Consider the following 12835-nt stretch of genomic DNA (forward strand, 5'->3'; position numbering starts at 1 on the left):
GCCTCGTCCCACTCCGGGCGCGGATCCGCGGACGCGGACGTAGCCTCGCGATCATGGGCATCCGACTCGGCTACCAGATCCCGAACTTCACCTACCCGGGGCGCAACCCCGCGGACATCGGGCCCACCGTGGTCCGGCAGGCGCGTGAAGCCGACGCGGCCGGCGCGGACGCCGTGTTCGTGATGGACCACTTCTACCAGCTGCCCAGCATCGGCAACCCGGACGAGCCGATGCTCGAGTCGTACACCCTGCTCGGCGCGCTGGCGACGGCCACCGAGCGCGTGCAGCTGTCCACGCTGGTCACCGGGAACACCTACCGGAACCCGACGCTGCTGGCGAAGGCCGTGACGACGCTCGACGTGATGAGCGGCGGCCGGGCCGTGCTGGGGCTCGGCGCCGGCTGGTTCGAGCTGGAGCACGACCAGCTGGGCTTCGAGTTCGGCACGTTCACCGACCGGTTCCACCGGTTGGAGGAGGCGCTCGCGATCGTGCTGCCGATGCTGCGCGGTGAGCGCCCGACGTTCTCCGGTGACTGGTACCGCGCCGACCACGCGATGAACGAGCCACGGATGCGCGACGACCTGCCGCTGCTGCTCGGTGGCGCGGGGGAGAAGAAGACGTTCCGGTACGCGGCCCGGCACGCCGACCACCTCAACATCATCTGCAACGCGTCCGACCTGCCGCGCAAGCTCGAGGCCCTCGAGGAACGCTGCGCCGAGGAAGGTCGGGACCGTTCGACGCTCGAGACCAGCTTCCTCGGCTTCGTGGTGGTGGACGAGGACGGCGACGCGGCCCGCCGGATGGCCAAGGAGATGCTCGCGTCGCGCGGCATGGACCTCGACACGATGGACGAGGCGACCCGCCGGATGGCCACCGACCGCCTGTTCATCGGGGCGCCGGAGGACGTGGCCGAGCAGGTCAAGACCCGCGTGCTCGACCAGGGCATCGACGGCTTCGTGTTCAACATGGTGGCCAACGGGCACGTGACGGGTGCGGTCGCGATGGCCTGCGAGGCGCTGCGGCCGTTGGTCAAGGGCTGACGTCGCGCCCCGGTCGGGCAGATCTGCCTCGCCGGAACGGCCACCGCCCCGACGAGGGTCCCGCCCCGGCGGCGGCCGGGAGGTGGACGATGGGCGGGTCAGTGCGTGGTCGACCGCGGAGGAACCATGTCCACGAATCCCATGCCCGGCCCGCAGGACTACGACGAGGCGCGGAAGCTGGCGTTCGAGCGGGTGAAGGCGCGGCGCGACTTCGTCGCGCACCTGGTCACCTACCTCGTGGTCAACGCCTTCCTGGTCGTGGTCTGGTACGTGACGAACAGCGACGGCTACTTCTGGCCGATCTGGGTGATCGCCGGCTGGGGCGTCGGCCTGGCGCTCAACGCGTGGAGCGTGTACGGGCGCCGGGCGATCACCGAGGAGGACGTCGACCGCGAGATGCGGCGCGGTCGACCGATCGGTTGAGCAGACCTTGATCAGTGCCTGAACGGGCGATTTGGGTCCTTTGACCTGTGGACCCCCGGGTGCGTCGGCCGCTAACGTGGCCGCGGGCCGTGGTTGTCGGCAACGTCGCCGTCGCCGCGGTTCCTAGTGCTGAGCGGTGATGACCCGGCACCCGTACGATTCCCACTCCTCCCGCGGTCCTCTCGTGGTCCTCTCGTGCGCTCGCGGGCGTGACGTCCCTCCCCGCTTCCTCTGGCCACCCGATCAACACGGGTTCACCATGGTGAGGTCTGCAACGGAGCGGCGAGAGGTCGTCATGAGCGTGTACCGAGTGATCGACGTCATCGGGACCAGCCCCTCCTCCTGGGAGGACGCGGCCGCCGAGGCCATCCACACCGCCGCGGGCTCGGTGCGGGACCTCCGGATCGCGGAGGTGGCCAAGCAAGACATCGTCGTCGGAGACGACGGCACGCTGGTGTACCGGGTCCGGCTGCAGCTGTCGTTCAAGTACCAGGCCGAGCACTGATCGAACCTTGGGCCTGAGGCAGATCGACGGCCTCAGGCCAGGGCGGGCGCCGCGGTGCGTTCGGGCGCCGGCTCCTCGGCGAACCCGCGCACGAGCAGCCACCCGGCGAGCACCATCTCCTGCACCGCGATCGGCAGCGCCAGGACGACGTACCCGGTGACCGGGCGGTCGGCGACGAGCGCGAGCGCGCACGCGGTGAGCATCGAGAGTGCCCCGAGCGCGCCCCATGCGGACAGCCAGCGCGGCAGCAGCGTCGAGCGGTAGAAGGCCAGGTAGTACAGCAGTGCGCCGGTGCAGAACGCGATCACGCCGACCATGACCGCGTGGTCGCGCTGGCCGACCATGGTCTCGGCGATCGCGCTGATCGTCGCCTGCTGGTCGGTGGGTGCGGCGGCGAGCTCGCGGGACAGCGGCAGGACGGCGACCAGGCTGACCGCGCCGACGGCGTAGAACACCGCCTCGATCGTGCGGAACACGACCGAGCCGATCGCGAGCGTGGCGTGCGCCGCGCGGATCACGGGGTACAGCGCGATGGCGATGCCCACGCTCGTGCCCGCGGCGGCCAGGTGCAGCAGGGTGGCGAGCAGGAACGCCGGGGAGCTTCCGGGCAGTGCTGCGAGCGCTGCGGTGCCGCTGACCTCGGGCTCCACGGCGCTCGCGGCGAGCGCGGTGGTGGTGGCCAGGACGAACAGCACCCCCGCCGTGAGCGAGGTTCGTCGGGTCGGGGTCATGAGTGGGTCTCCTGGTGTCGAACGCGAGTCGGACGTGGCCATACGGTGTATGTCTACGATGTACGAACCTAGGGCATACGGCGTATGGGAGCAAGTACCATCGGCCCATGGCGCGACGTCCCGACCCGGATCGACCCACCCGGAGCACCGCGCGGCTCAGCCGTGAGGCGATCGTGGACACCGGCATCGCCGTCGCGGACCGCGAGGGCCTGGACGCGGTGAGCATGCGACGCCTCGGCGCGGAGCTGGACGCCAACCCGATGTCGCTCTACCACCACGTCGGCGACAAGGACGGCCTGCTCGGTGCGATGGTCGAGACCGTCGTGGCCCGGATCGCGCCCGACTGGCCCGGCCCGGGCGACCCGGAGCGGTGGACCCAGGAGCTGCGGTCGCTGATCCTGGCGGCCCGCGGTGTCATGGTCGCCCATCCCTGGGCGGTGGACGTGATCCAGCAGCACCCGGCGACCGGATCCGTGCTGGTGCACATCGAGCGGCTGCTGGCGATCCTGCGCGGTGCGGGGTGCGACGTCGACCTCGCCCACCACGCGCTGCACCTGCTCGGCAGTCGCATGCTCGGCTTCAGCCAGGACCCGTTCACCGTGCCGGCCGGCGGCGGCGCCTCGCCCGAGCAGGTCGTGCTGTACCGGTCGTGGGCCGAGACCCTGCCGCACGTGGTGGAGCTGGCCACCGCCGCCGCGCACGACGGTGGCCTGGGCGGCTGCGACGACGAGGAGGAGTTCGGCTTCGCGCTCGACGTGCTGCTCGACGGCCTCGAGCGGCGCCGGCTCGCGGACGCCGCCCGCACCTGACGGGTCGATGGTCCCGCGCCCGTCCGGGGCGGCGGGACCACAGTGGGGCGGCGCGTCGCTCGCGACCGTGCTCGGTCGCGCGCCGATCGGCCCTCACCCACACCTGCGGAGGCGACCAGTGGTCGTGTCACCCGGCCGGTCCTCGGCCGCCCCGGCCGAGACGTCGCGGCGCCTGCCCGGGCGCCGGCCGGTGCTGGCAGTCATGCTCGTCTGGGCCGTGTACGCAGTCGGTCTCGCGGTGTGGTTCGTGCTGCCGTTGCAGCGGGGGGCCGGGACGGCCGGGGGCTGGGTCGTCGAGCTCGGCGTGGACCTGACGAGGATCGCGGTCACCGTCGGGTTCCTCACCGCCTGGGGGCTGTGGCGGCCGTCGGGGTTCGCCACCGCGCCGACCTGGCGGCGGTGGGTGCCGGCTCTCCCGCTGCTCGTGCTCGCGATGCTGCCGGCGCTGTTCGGCCCGGGGCTCGTGGACCGGCCTGCGTGGCGGACGGCGGTGCTCGTGCTCGGTCTCGCCACCGTGGCGTTCGGTGAGGAGGGTGTGTTCCGGGGGGTCGTGCTGCGGGTGCTGCTGGCCCGCGGGGTGCGAGCCGCCGTGCTCGGGTCCGCCGCGCTGTTCGGCGTGATGCACGTGGTGAACCTGCTGCTGGGCAGCGACCCGATCACGGTGGGCGGTCAGGTGCTCATGGCCGCCGGTCTCGGGATCGCGTTCGGTGCGGTGGTGCTGGCCACGGGAACGATCTGGCCGGTGATGGTGATCCATCTGGTGATCGACCTGGTCAACGGGGTGCAGGCAGCCGTACCGATCGTGGCCACCGAGGCAGGGCCGGCCGCGACGGTCGACCTGCTCGTGAACGCAGGGATCAACGTGGCGCTCGGCGGGGTCGCCGCGGCCTACGGTCTGTGGCTGCTGCACCGCCGCGTCGGTCTGCTGCGCGAGCTCGACGCCGGACCGGGTGGGCGGCTGCCCGACTGATCGCGCCCGCACGGCTGCTCCCGACGGGGTCGTCCGGGCCCCTTGCGCACTCGGTACTCAGTGTTACTATCTACCGGTAGTCAGCGTTACTGAGTAGTCAGGAGCGGCCCGGTGGGCAAGCAGATGACGGAGATGCTCAAGGGCATCCTCGAAGGCGTCGTCCTCGCGATCCTCGCGGTCCGGCCCGCGTACGGCTACGAGATCACCGCCTGGCTGCGTGAGCACGGGTTCGCCGACATCGCCGAGGGCACGGTCTACGCGCTCCTCGTGCGGGTCGAGCAGAAGGGCCTCGTGGACGTGGAGAAGGTCCCGTCCGAGAAGGGGCCACCACGCAAGGTCTACTCGCTCAACGCGCAGGGTCAGGCCTACCTCGACGAGTTCTGGGGGACGTGGAGCTTCCTCGCAGAACGTATCGACCAGCTCCGCGACGGAGGCAGATGACGATGGGCATCGCGAGTCTCATCTCGACGTTGATCGGCGACAAGCGCCGGTGGTGGGCGTACAAGGCGCGGACCCGTCGCCTGCCCGAGGACTACCGCACGGCGGTCGGGGCCATCGAGCGGTACCTCATGTACCTCGGGCCGACCGACGGCGACAGCGCCACGACGATGTTCGAGGACCTCGCCGACCTCTTCGAGCAGGCGGCGGCCGACGGCACGAGCATCCGCGCCGTCGTCGGCGAGGACCCGGTGGAGTTCGTCGAGGCGTTCTCCCGCAACTACTTCGCGGCCGGCTGGGTGGCCCGCGAGCAGAAGCGGCTGACCGACGCGATCGACCGCGCGACCGGCGAGGGGCCGCAGTGAGCGCGGGCCCCGGCGCCGCCCCGGCGATCCAGGTCCGCGGCCTGGCGAAGTCCTTCAAGGACCTGGACGTGCTGCGTGGCGTGGACCTCGACGTCGCGCGCGGCAGCATCGTCGCCCTGCTCGGCTCGAACGGCGCCGGGAAGACCACGATCGTGCGGATCATCGCGACCCTGCTGCGGCCCGACGCGGGCACGGCGACCGTGGCCGGCCACGACGCGGTGACCGAGGCTGGTGCCGTGCGGGAGGCGATCAGCCTCACCGGGCAGTTCACCGCGGTCGACGAGGTGCTCACCGGCCGGGAGAACCTCGTCCTCGTCGGCCGGCTGCGGCACGTGCCCGATCCGTCGGCCACCGCGGACGCCCTGCTCGAGCGGTTCTCGCTGACCGACGCCGCCGGGCGCCGGGTGGGGACCTACTCCGGCGGCATGCGGCGTCGGCTGGACATCGCGATGAGCCTGGTCGGCGACCCGCAGGTGATCGTGCTCGACGAGCCGACCACCGGCCTGGACCCCCAGGGACGCAACGAGGTGTGGCAGGCGGTCCGCGCGCTCGCCGCGCAGGGCACCACGGTGCTCCTCACCACGCAGTACCTCGAGGAGGCCGAGGCCCTGGCCGACCGGATCGCGATCCTGCACGGCGGCCAGATCATCGTCGACGGCACGCTGGCCGAGCTCAAGCAGCTCCTGCCGCCCGCGACCGTCGAGTACGTCGAGAAGCAGCCGACCCTCGAGGAGGTCTTCCTCGCGGTGGTGGGGGAGGAACGAGCATGACCACGCACGCCATCGGTGACACCACGACCCTGCTCGGCCGCTCGCTGCGGCACGTCTCGCGCAGCCCGGACACCATCATCACGACCGCGGTCATGCCGATCGCGTTCCTGCTGCTGTTCGTCTACGTGTTCGGTGGGGCGATCGACTCCGGCTCGGACAGCTACGTGACCTACCTGCTGCCCGGGATCCTGCTGATCACGATCGCGTCCGGGGTCTCGTACACCGCGTACCGGCTGTTCCTCGACATGCAGGGCGGCTTGTTCGAGCGGTTCCACTCGATGCCGATCACCCGGTCGTCCGTGCTCTGGGCGCACGTGCTCACCTCGCTGGTCGCGAACCTGGTCTCGCTCGTACTCGTGGTGGCCGTCGCGACGCTGATGGGGTTCCGCTCCAGCGCGACACCGGCCGACTGGCTCGCGGTGCTCGGGATCCTCGTGCTGTTCACCCTGGCACTGACCTGGCTCGCCGTGGTCGCCGGGCTGTCCGCGACGTCGGTCGACGGCGCGAGCGCGTTCTCCTACCCGCTGATCCTGCTTCCGTTCGTCAGCTCGGCCTTCGTGCCGACCGACACGATGCCCGGCCCGGTGCGCTGGTTCGCCGAGCACCAGCCGGTGACCTCGATCGTCGACGCGCTGCGGAACCTGCTCACCGGGGTGCCGGTCGGGCCGGAGATCTGGGTCGCGCTCGCGTGGTGCGTCGGCATCCTCGCCGTGGCGTACCTCGTCGCGCGGATCACCTACCGGCGGAGGATCGCCGGGTAGGCCGGGGTGCCGTCCGGGCCGCCAACCGGCGGGGCATCGCGGGGGCCCCGGGCAGCGTCCGGGGCCGACCAGGTCCGCCGGGTCGGTGCGTCCGCGGCGACCGGTCAGCGGGCCCGAGCGAGCGCCGGCCGGGGCGTGATGCCCAGCGTGGTGGCCACCACGATCGCCACGACGGACGCCGACGTCGTCCAGGGCACGCCCATCCCACGGCTGAGGTCCACGACCAACGCTGCGACGAGCTGGCCGCCCACCACGGTGAGCGTCAGGGCGAACGTGCCGAGCCGGCGCACCGCCCAGGCTGCTGCGACCACGATGCCGGCGCCGAGCGGGCCGCCGAGGTAGAGGTACCAGGACCCTGCGTCGGTCGGGACGCTCGTCGACGCGAGCGCACCGGTGAGCATCCCGACGACCACCAACGCGGAGATCCCCACGGTGCCGCCGGTCGCCGACGCGAGGCCCGCGATGGACGAGTCGCCGGAGTCGCGGGCCACGGCGCCGTTGCCGGCGCTCTGCACCGCGAGCGCCGCGCCCCCGACGAACAGCAGGGCGCCGATCGCGACGGCCTGAGCGGCACCGACGCCCGACCCCGCCACCATCGCCAGACCGAGCCCGCCCAGGGCGGTGAGCGCAGCCGCGGCGCGTCGTCCGGTCAGCGGGAGCCGCACGGGCACGCCCACGCCGCGCGCGTCCAGGACGAGTCCCGCAACGGTCTGGCCTGCCACGGAGGCGACCGAGGCGATCGCGACCCCGACGATCGGGACGCCGTAGGCGGACCCCAGCACGATGGGGATGCCGCACAGCCCGATCGCGTACCACCACCATCGGCCGCGCTCGCGCATCGTGCGGGCGGTCCGCGCCGTGCGGCCGCGAACCGCGATGAGCACCGCGATCGTGGCGAGTGTGCCGAGGTACGAGATCCAGCCGGCCAGGAGAGTCCCGGCACCCGCGACCGCAAGGTCTCCGTTCAGTCGAGTCTGCGCCGCGATCAGCACGCCGATGAGCGCCGCGACGACGACGCCGGGCGCGACCTGAGAGGTCGTCGGCCGGCCGGATGTCACGTGCGAATGCTACCGATCCTGCGGTGGCGCCCTTGCGTCGTCCGTCAGCGGACCACGGGCCCGGTCGGCCCCGACAGGTCAGCGGTCCACCGGCTCACGGCCCGCCTCGGCGAAGAGCAGGACATGCCGCACGTTCATGGCAGCCTCCCTCGGCTCAGCCGTCGACGCTTCGGAGGAATGACGTGATGGCCGCGGTGCCGGCCGCCGGCTGCTCGACGAGCACCATGTGCCCCGCGCCTTGGATCGTGACCAGGCGCGCGTCGGGCATGACGCGCGCAGCCTGCAGCGGGTCGTTGTCGATGTCGCTGACGTGGGCGAGCTCGTCCGCACCGCTGATCAACAGGGTGGGTGCCTGGACCTGGGCGAGCATCTCAGGCGGGTTGCCGGGGTGGCCGAAGACCTGCTTGAGCATCGGGACGGCCTCGGGTGCCACGGTCTCGCCGAAGCGGCGCCGCCACAGGTCACGGTCGGCCGCGCGGGTCGGATCGGACATGAAGGTCTCGCCGAACATGTTGCGCATGACGGTCTCGGTCGCGCGGCGATGCACTGCTGCGCCGATCGGGCCGAGCGGCCGGGTCGCTCGGATCAGCCCGCCGAGCATGCCGATCTGTCGAAGGTTCGACGCGGGCACCCGGCGCGAGCTGAAGCCGATCAGCACGAGCGAGAGGATGCGATCCGGGTGACGGGCCGCGAGTCGCACGCCGACGAACCCGCCGATCGACGCCCCGACCCAGTGGCAGGCCTCGACACCGAGCTGGTCGAGGAGCGCGAGCGCATCCGCGTAGAGACCCTCACAGCCCAGCGACTCCACCGTGGGCTGGGGTGCGCCGAGCCCACTGTCGCCCTGACCGCGGTGGTCGTACCGGATGCAGCGGTGGTCGACGCCCAGCGCGGCCACCGGGGCGTCGAACAGGGCGCGGTTGGTGAACAGCGCCGGCGAGAACACCACGGTCCGGGGCCCGGTCCCCACCTCCTCGACGCGGAGTGCAGCGCCGTTGACCTGGGCGGTCCACTCGCGACCTTCCTTGCCTGCTCGTGCCTGTGCCGTCATCGGGATCATCTCCTCGGAGCGATGCCGGCGCCACGGCATGACGGCAAGCGCGACGGACGTCGGCGGGGGATGGTGAGTGGGTGGCGGGCGTCGCACCGTGGGATGCGACGCGGTCCGATGCTGCGACCGCGTGGCAGAACGAGCGACGCCGCACTGCGTCCACCGCATCAGTCTCGCAGCGGCCGGTGGGCGCCGCATGAGCCGCACGTCCTCGCGTGCCCACGGCCGTTGGCGCAGTCGCCCGCGGAGCGCCCGCAGCCCGGTAGGGCATACTGGTCCCGAGCGATGCGCGTACCGCGCGTCCCCTCCGTCGTGGAGCACCGGCGGGCGAGAGCCCCGAACTTGCCGCCGCGAGCCCCGACTTCCATCGCCGGAAAGGCACCCCCGCATGTCTTCGTTCAGCTCTCTCGGTGTGCCCGAGAACCTCGTCCGCGTCCTGGCCGACCAGGGCATCACCGCACCGTTCCCGATCCAGACCGCGACCCTGCCCAGCACGCTCGCCGGCAAGGACGTCCTCGGCCGCGGCCGTACCGGGTCGGGCAAGACCCTCGCTTTCGTGCTGCCGGTGGTCGCGCGGCTGGCCGGCCGGCGCGCCGCGGCCCGACGCCCGCGTGCGCTCGTGCTGGCCCCGACCCGCGAGCTCGCGAACCAGATCGCGGCGACCGCCGAGCCGTTGGCGACGGCGGCCGGCCTGCGCCTGACCACCGTCTTCGGCGGCGTGTCCCAGCACCGCCAGGAGCAGGCGCTCGCCGCGGGGGTCGACATCCTGGTCGCCACGCCCGGGCGCCTGGAGGACCTGCTCGGGCAGAAGGTGCTGACCCTCGACGCCATCGAGATCACCGTGCTGGACGAGGCCGACCACATGGCCGACCTCGGCTTCCTGCCCGGGGTGCGGCGGCTGATGTCCGCGACGCCCACCAAGGGCCAGCGGCTGCTCTTCTCCGCGACCCTGGATAACGGGGTCGACCAGCTCGTCCGGCAGTTCCTGCACGCGCCGGTGACCCACTCGGTCGACCCCGAGGAGTCGCCGGTCGCGGCGATGACCCACCACCTCTTCACGGTGCGCGACGCCGAGGCCAAGCGTGGCGTCGTCGAGCACCTCGCCTCCGGCACCGGCCGGCGGCTGCTGTTCACCCGCACCAAGCACCAGGCCAAGAAGCTCGCGAAGCAGCTCACGGCGGCGGGGATCCCGGCCGTCGACCTGCACGGCAACCTGAGCCAGGCGGCTCGGGAGCGGAACCTCGAGGCGTTCTCGTCGGGCGCGGTCCGCGTGCTGGTCGCGACCGACATCGCGGCCCGCGGCATCCACGTCGACGCCGTCGAGCTCGTGGTGCACGTGGACCCTCCGGCCGAGCACAAGGCCTACCTGCACCGTTCGGGCCGCACGGCGCGCGCGGGCTCCGGCGGTGACGTGGTCACCGTGGTGCTGCCCGAGCAGATGGCCGACGTCCGGGTGCTGACCCGGGCGGCGAAGATCACCGCCAAGCCCACCGCGGTGTCCGCGGGTTCGGACGTGCTGGTGCGCCTGGTCGGTGAGCGTGCCGAGCGCGTCGCGCCCACCGCGCCGCCTGCGGGGCCCGGCCGGGTCGGGAAGGCGACGCCGCCGGCGGGCGGGACCGGGGGCGGCGGTGGCCGCTCGCGCGGGCGCCGACGCCGTGGCGGGCGCGGGCGCGGCGAGGCAGGGTCGGCGGGCGCGGCGCGTGCGGCGGCCCCGGGTGCGTCGCAGACCACCCGCGGCGCGAACGGTCATGCTGCTCCGGCCGCACGCCGGACCTCCGCGGTCGAGGTCTCGATGCGCGGCGCCGCCGGGCGCCGCAGGGGGCGCTGAGCGGGCCTCGGCCCAGCGGTCGTGCGGCTGAGCGGGCCTCTCGGCCTAGCTGTCGTGCGGCCCGTCGCCGGGCTCCGCGCCCGGGTCGGTGATCGCCTCGGCGGCCGTGCCCAGGTCGAGGCCCGGGATCGGCACGCCCGCGTAGATGCTGCGGTCCTGGGCGCGGCGGTTGCTGCCGCTCATCCACGCCGGGCGGTGGACCCTCGGCAGGATCTTGACCACGGCGAGCGTGACGTACATCAGCGTGTTGAGGGCGACGAAGGTCGCGAGGACCTTCACGGCGTCGCTGTGCAGGACCGACTCGGGCAGCACCAGGCCGGTGCGCACCGCGCCGCCGACCAGCGCGTGGGCGAGGAGAGTCATCAGCCGATCACCACCGGTTCGGCGGCGTCCGTCGCGGGGTCCTCGCCCGGCGGGCGGGTCACGTGCTTCCAGCCGGCGGCCCGGCCGCGCAGGATGTCCAGCACGCCCTTGACGTAGACGACGTCGAGGAAGGTCGCGTACACGAGCTCGGGGATCAGCAGCGCGCCGACGACCCTGGCCCGCCAGCCGCCGTCCCACACCGAGACCACGCGCTCGACGGCGAACAGCCCGCCGATGCCCATCCAGAACGGGAACCAGATCCACGAGTCCACGGCGAGCGCCGTGATCAGGATCAGCAGGAAGTACGACGCGAGCGCGACGACCCCGTAGCCGATGCCCAGCTGCTGGGCCCAGTAGCGGAAGGTCTTGGGCGTCAGGCCGTACGCGGCGAGGTTCTCCAGGGCGCCGCGCTGCCAGCGCAGCCGCTGGTTCCACAGGGCGCGCCAGGTGGGCATCATCTCGGTGACGACGGTGCACTGGCTGGGGGAGATCATCAGCGCCCCGAGCGACTTCAGGGCGATCGTGAGCTCGTTGTCCTCGGTGAGGGCGGCCGTGTCGTACACGTCGCCGGGCACGCCCGGAAGCGCCGAGCCGCGGGACTCCGCCACGGCGCGCAGGGCCGCGGGGCGGAACACCGAGGCCGTGCCGGTCAGCACGAACACCCGGCCGCGCCGGCGTCGGATGTCGCGGCTGTACCGGCTGTACTCGTTGCGCTGGAACTGGCCCAGCAGCCCGGCGCCCTCCTCGCCGTAGAACAGCCCGCCGATCGCCATCAGCGCGCGGTCGGCGGTGAGCCGGGCGACCGCGACCTCGAGGAAGCCGTCGTCGAGCCGCGTGTCGGCGTCCATGACCATCACGGCGTCGTTGTCGCCCTGGGCCGGGAGCACCTCGCGCAGCGCCTGGTTGAGCGCGCCGGCCTTCTTGTGGGTGTTGCCGACGGTCTCGATCACGTCGACCCCGGCGGCGCGGGCGATCTCCACGGTCCGGTCGGTGCAGTTGTCCGCGACCACCACGATCCGCTCGGGTGCGTGCGACTGGCCGACCAGGGAGGCGATCGTCCCGGGCAGGGACGCCTCCTCGTTGTGCGCGGGGATCAGCACGGTGATGGTGACCTCGCCGGCGAAGTGACCGGCGGTGCGGGCCATGACGAGCTTCGGGCCCAGCGGGTCGGTGCTGTGGTCGGTCGAGCGCCGGGACCGGTTGGAGATCCGCAGCTCGAGGACCGCGACCCCGGCGCCGAGGGCGACGGCGAGGGCCATCGCGGAGATCGCGACGTGGGCGGTCGGCGCCTCGGTCGCGTAGAGCACGCTCCAGACCCCGAAGAACAGACCCTCGGTGGGGGCGACGTCGACGCGCGGGCCGATCGCGCTCGCGGCGAGGACCAGCGCGGCGGCGGCCACGGCGACGAGCCCGAAGATGACCAGTCCGATCGCCCGGGAGAAGCTGCCGGGTTCGGTGCCGGTGGGCTCGGGGGTCGAGGCGGAGCGGCGGGCCGGACGGGGAACGCCGTGGTGCGTGTGGTGCGGTGTGCGGCCACCGGCCGCCACGGTCTTGGCGGCGCGCAGGGCGACGTCGTGGGGGACGCCGTCGGTGTCGCTCGCGCGCCGCTCGTCCAGCTCGTGTGCCATCGAGTCCTGTCCAGGGGGTGTCAGATTCCTGGGACTAATCGGCAGAAATGGACGCCGGGTGAGTGCGGAGGCGCCGGATGCGGCCGTGGGGGCGG

General features: G+C 72.8%; 15 protein-coding genes. 10 read left to right on the forward strand and 5 right to left on the reverse strand.

Annotated elements, in window-relative coordinates; all coding sequences use genetic code 11:
- Nucleotides 1–53 precede the first annotated feature (53 nt).
- From OEB99_RS05000 to OEB99_RS05010, 3 genes are all read left to right on the forward strand, one after another.
- Nucleotides 54–1040: an LLM class F420-dependent oxidoreductase gene (locus tag OEB99_RS05000; protein WP_263508718.1), complete on the forward strand. Its 987-nt coding sequence runs from the start codon at nucleotides 54–56 to the stop codon at nucleotides 1038–1040.
- Between the two features lie 126 nt (nucleotides 1041–1166).
- Nucleotides 1167–1463, forward strand: coding sequence for a 2TM domain-containing protein (locus tag OEB99_RS05005; protein ID WP_263508719.1), 297 nt, complete (start codon nucleotides 1167–1169; stop codon nucleotides 1461–1463).
- A gap of 295 nt (nucleotides 1464–1758) precedes the next feature.
- Nucleotides 1759–1968, forward strand: coding sequence for a dodecin family protein (locus tag OEB99_RS05010; protein ID WP_263508720.1), 210 nt, complete (start codon nucleotides 1759–1761; stop codon nucleotides 1966–1968).
- 32 nt (nucleotides 1969–2000) lie between these two features.
- Here OEB99_RS05010 and OEB99_RS05015 read toward each other — a convergent pair whose 3' ends face one another.
- Entirely contained in the window at nucleotides 2001–2699 is a 699-nt protein-coding gene (locus OEB99_RS05015; protein WP_263508721.1) for a DUF4386 domain-containing protein, read from the reverse strand.
- Nucleotides 2700–2806: 107 nt separating this feature from the next.
- Here OEB99_RS05015 and OEB99_RS05020 point away from each other — a divergent pair, with 107 nt between their 5' ends.
- The 6 genes from OEB99_RS05020 (at nucleotide 2807) to OEB99_RS05045 (ending at nucleotide 6812) form a co-directional block, all read left to right on the forward strand.
- Nucleotides 2807–3508, forward strand: coding sequence for a TetR/AcrR family transcriptional regulator (locus OEB99_RS05020; protein WP_263508723.1), 702 nt, complete (start codon nucleotides 2807–2809; stop codon nucleotides 3506–3508).
- Between the two features lie 118 nt (nucleotides 3509–3626).
- Nucleotides 3627–4478, forward strand: a complete 852-nt coding sequence (locus OEB99_RS05025; protein WP_263508725.1) for a CPBP family intramembrane glutamic endopeptidase — start codon at nucleotides 3627–3629, stop codon at nucleotides 4476–4478.
- 111 nt (nucleotides 4479–4589) lie between these two features.
- Nucleotides 4590–4919 (forward strand): PadR family transcriptional regulator, encoded by a 330-nt coding sequence (locus OEB99_RS05030; RefSeq protein ID WP_263508726.1) that lies wholly within the window; start codon nucleotides 4590–4592, stop codon nucleotides 4917–4919.
- Nucleotides 4916–5281 (forward strand): DUF1048 domain-containing protein, encoded by a 366-nt coding sequence (locus OEB99_RS05035; RefSeq protein WP_263508728.1) that lies wholly within the window; start codon nucleotides 4916–4918, stop codon nucleotides 5279–5281. Before OEB99_RS05030 ends, OEB99_RS05035 begins: the two co-directional genes overlap by 4 nt.
- Nucleotides 5278–6051, forward strand: a complete 774-nt coding sequence (locus tag OEB99_RS05040; protein WP_263508729.1) for an ABC transporter ATP-binding protein — start codon at nucleotides 5278–5280, stop codon at nucleotides 6049–6051. Before OEB99_RS05035 ends, OEB99_RS05040 begins: the two co-directional genes overlap by 4 nt.
- A complete protein-coding gene (locus OEB99_RS05045; protein WP_263508731.1) occupies nucleotides 6048–6812 on the forward strand; it encodes an ABC transporter permease in 765 nt (254 codons plus the stop codon). The genes OEB99_RS05040 and OEB99_RS05045 overlap by 4 nt, the downstream gene beginning before the upstream one ends.
- A 104-nt stretch (nucleotides 6813–6916) precedes the next feature.
- Here OEB99_RS05045 and OEB99_RS05050 read toward each other — a convergent pair whose 3' ends face one another.
- On the reverse strand, nucleotides 6917–7870 hold the full coding sequence (locus OEB99_RS05050; RefSeq protein WP_263508733.1) for a DMT family transporter: 954 nt from the start codon (nucleotides 7868–7870) through the stop codon (nucleotides 6917–6919).
- Between the two features lie 154 nt (nucleotides 7871–8024).
- Complete coding sequence (locus tag OEB99_RS05055; RefSeq protein ID WP_263508735.1) at nucleotides 8025–8921, reverse strand: alpha/beta fold hydrolase; 897 nt, start codon at nucleotides 8919–8921, stop codon at nucleotides 8025–8027.
- A 388-nt stretch (nucleotides 8922–9309) separates the two neighbouring features.
- Between OEB99_RS05055 and OEB99_RS05060 the strand changes: the two genes are divergently transcribed.
- Nucleotides 9310–10749, forward strand: coding sequence for a DEAD/DEAH box helicase (locus tag OEB99_RS05060; RefSeq protein ID WP_263508737.1), 1440 nt, complete (start codon nucleotides 9310–9312; stop codon nucleotides 10747–10749).
- Between the two features lie 45 nt (nucleotides 10750–10794).
- Here the strand turns inward: OEB99_RS05060 and OEB99_RS05065 are convergent, their stop codons facing one another.
- On the reverse strand, nucleotides 10795–11112 hold the full coding sequence (locus OEB99_RS05065; RefSeq protein ID WP_263508738.1) for a hypothetical protein: 318 nt from the start codon (nucleotides 11110–11112) through the stop codon (nucleotides 10795–10797).
- Complete coding sequence (locus tag OEB99_RS05070; protein WP_263508740.1) at nucleotides 11112–12740, reverse strand: glycosyltransferase family 2 protein; 1629 nt, start codon at nucleotides 12738–12740, stop codon at nucleotides 11112–11114. Before OEB99_RS05070 ends, OEB99_RS05065 begins: the two co-directional genes overlap by 1 nt.
- Between the last annotated feature and the right edge of the window lie 95 nt (nucleotides 12741–12835).

This window comes from Actinotalea endophytica, assembly GCF_025717005.1.
Lineage (GTDB): Bacteria > Actinomycetota > Actinomycetes > Actinomycetales > Cellulomonadaceae > Actinotalea.

Coding starts and splice junctions, on each gene's coding strand:
- OEB99_RS05000 (WP_263508718.1), top strand. CDS start 54: ATGGGCATCCGACTCGGCTACCAGATCCCGAACTTCACCTACCCGGGG.
- OEB99_RS05005 (WP_263508719.1), top strand. CDS start 1,167: ATGTCCACGAATCCCATGCCCGGCCCGCAGGACTACGACGAGGCGCGG.
- OEB99_RS05010 (WP_263508720.1), top strand. CDS start 1,759: ATGAGCGTGTACCGAGTGATCGACGTCATCGGGACCAGCCCCTCCTCC.
- OEB99_RS05015 (WP_263508721.1), bottom strand. CDS start 2,699: ATGACCCCGACCCGACGAACCTCGCTCACGGCGGGGGTGCTGTTCGTC.
- OEB99_RS05020 (WP_263508723.1), top strand. CDS start 2,807: ATGGCGCGACGTCCCGACCCGGATCGACCCACCCGGAGCACCGCGCGG.
- OEB99_RS05035 (WP_263508728.1), top strand. CDS start 4,916: ATGACGATGGGCATCGCGAGTCTCATCTCGACGTTGATCGGCGACAAG.
- OEB99_RS05045 (WP_263508731.1), top strand. CDS start 6,048: ATGACCACGCACGCCATCGGTGACACCACGACCCTGCTCGGCCGCTCG.
- OEB99_RS05055 (WP_263508735.1), bottom strand. CDS start 8,921: ATGACGGCACAGGCACGAGCAGGCAAGGAAGGTCGCGAGTGGACCGCC.
- OEB99_RS05060 (WP_263508737.1), top strand. CDS start 9,310: ATGTCTTCGTTCAGCTCTCTCGGTGTGCCCGAGAACCTCGTCCGCGTC.
- OEB99_RS05065 (WP_263508738.1), bottom strand. CDS start 11,112: ATGACTCTCCTCGCCCACGCGCTGGTCGGCGGCGCGGTGCGCACCGGC.
- OEB99_RS05070 (WP_263508740.1), bottom strand. CDS start 12,740: ATGGCACACGAGCTGGACGAGCGGCGCGCGAGCGACACCGACGGCGTC.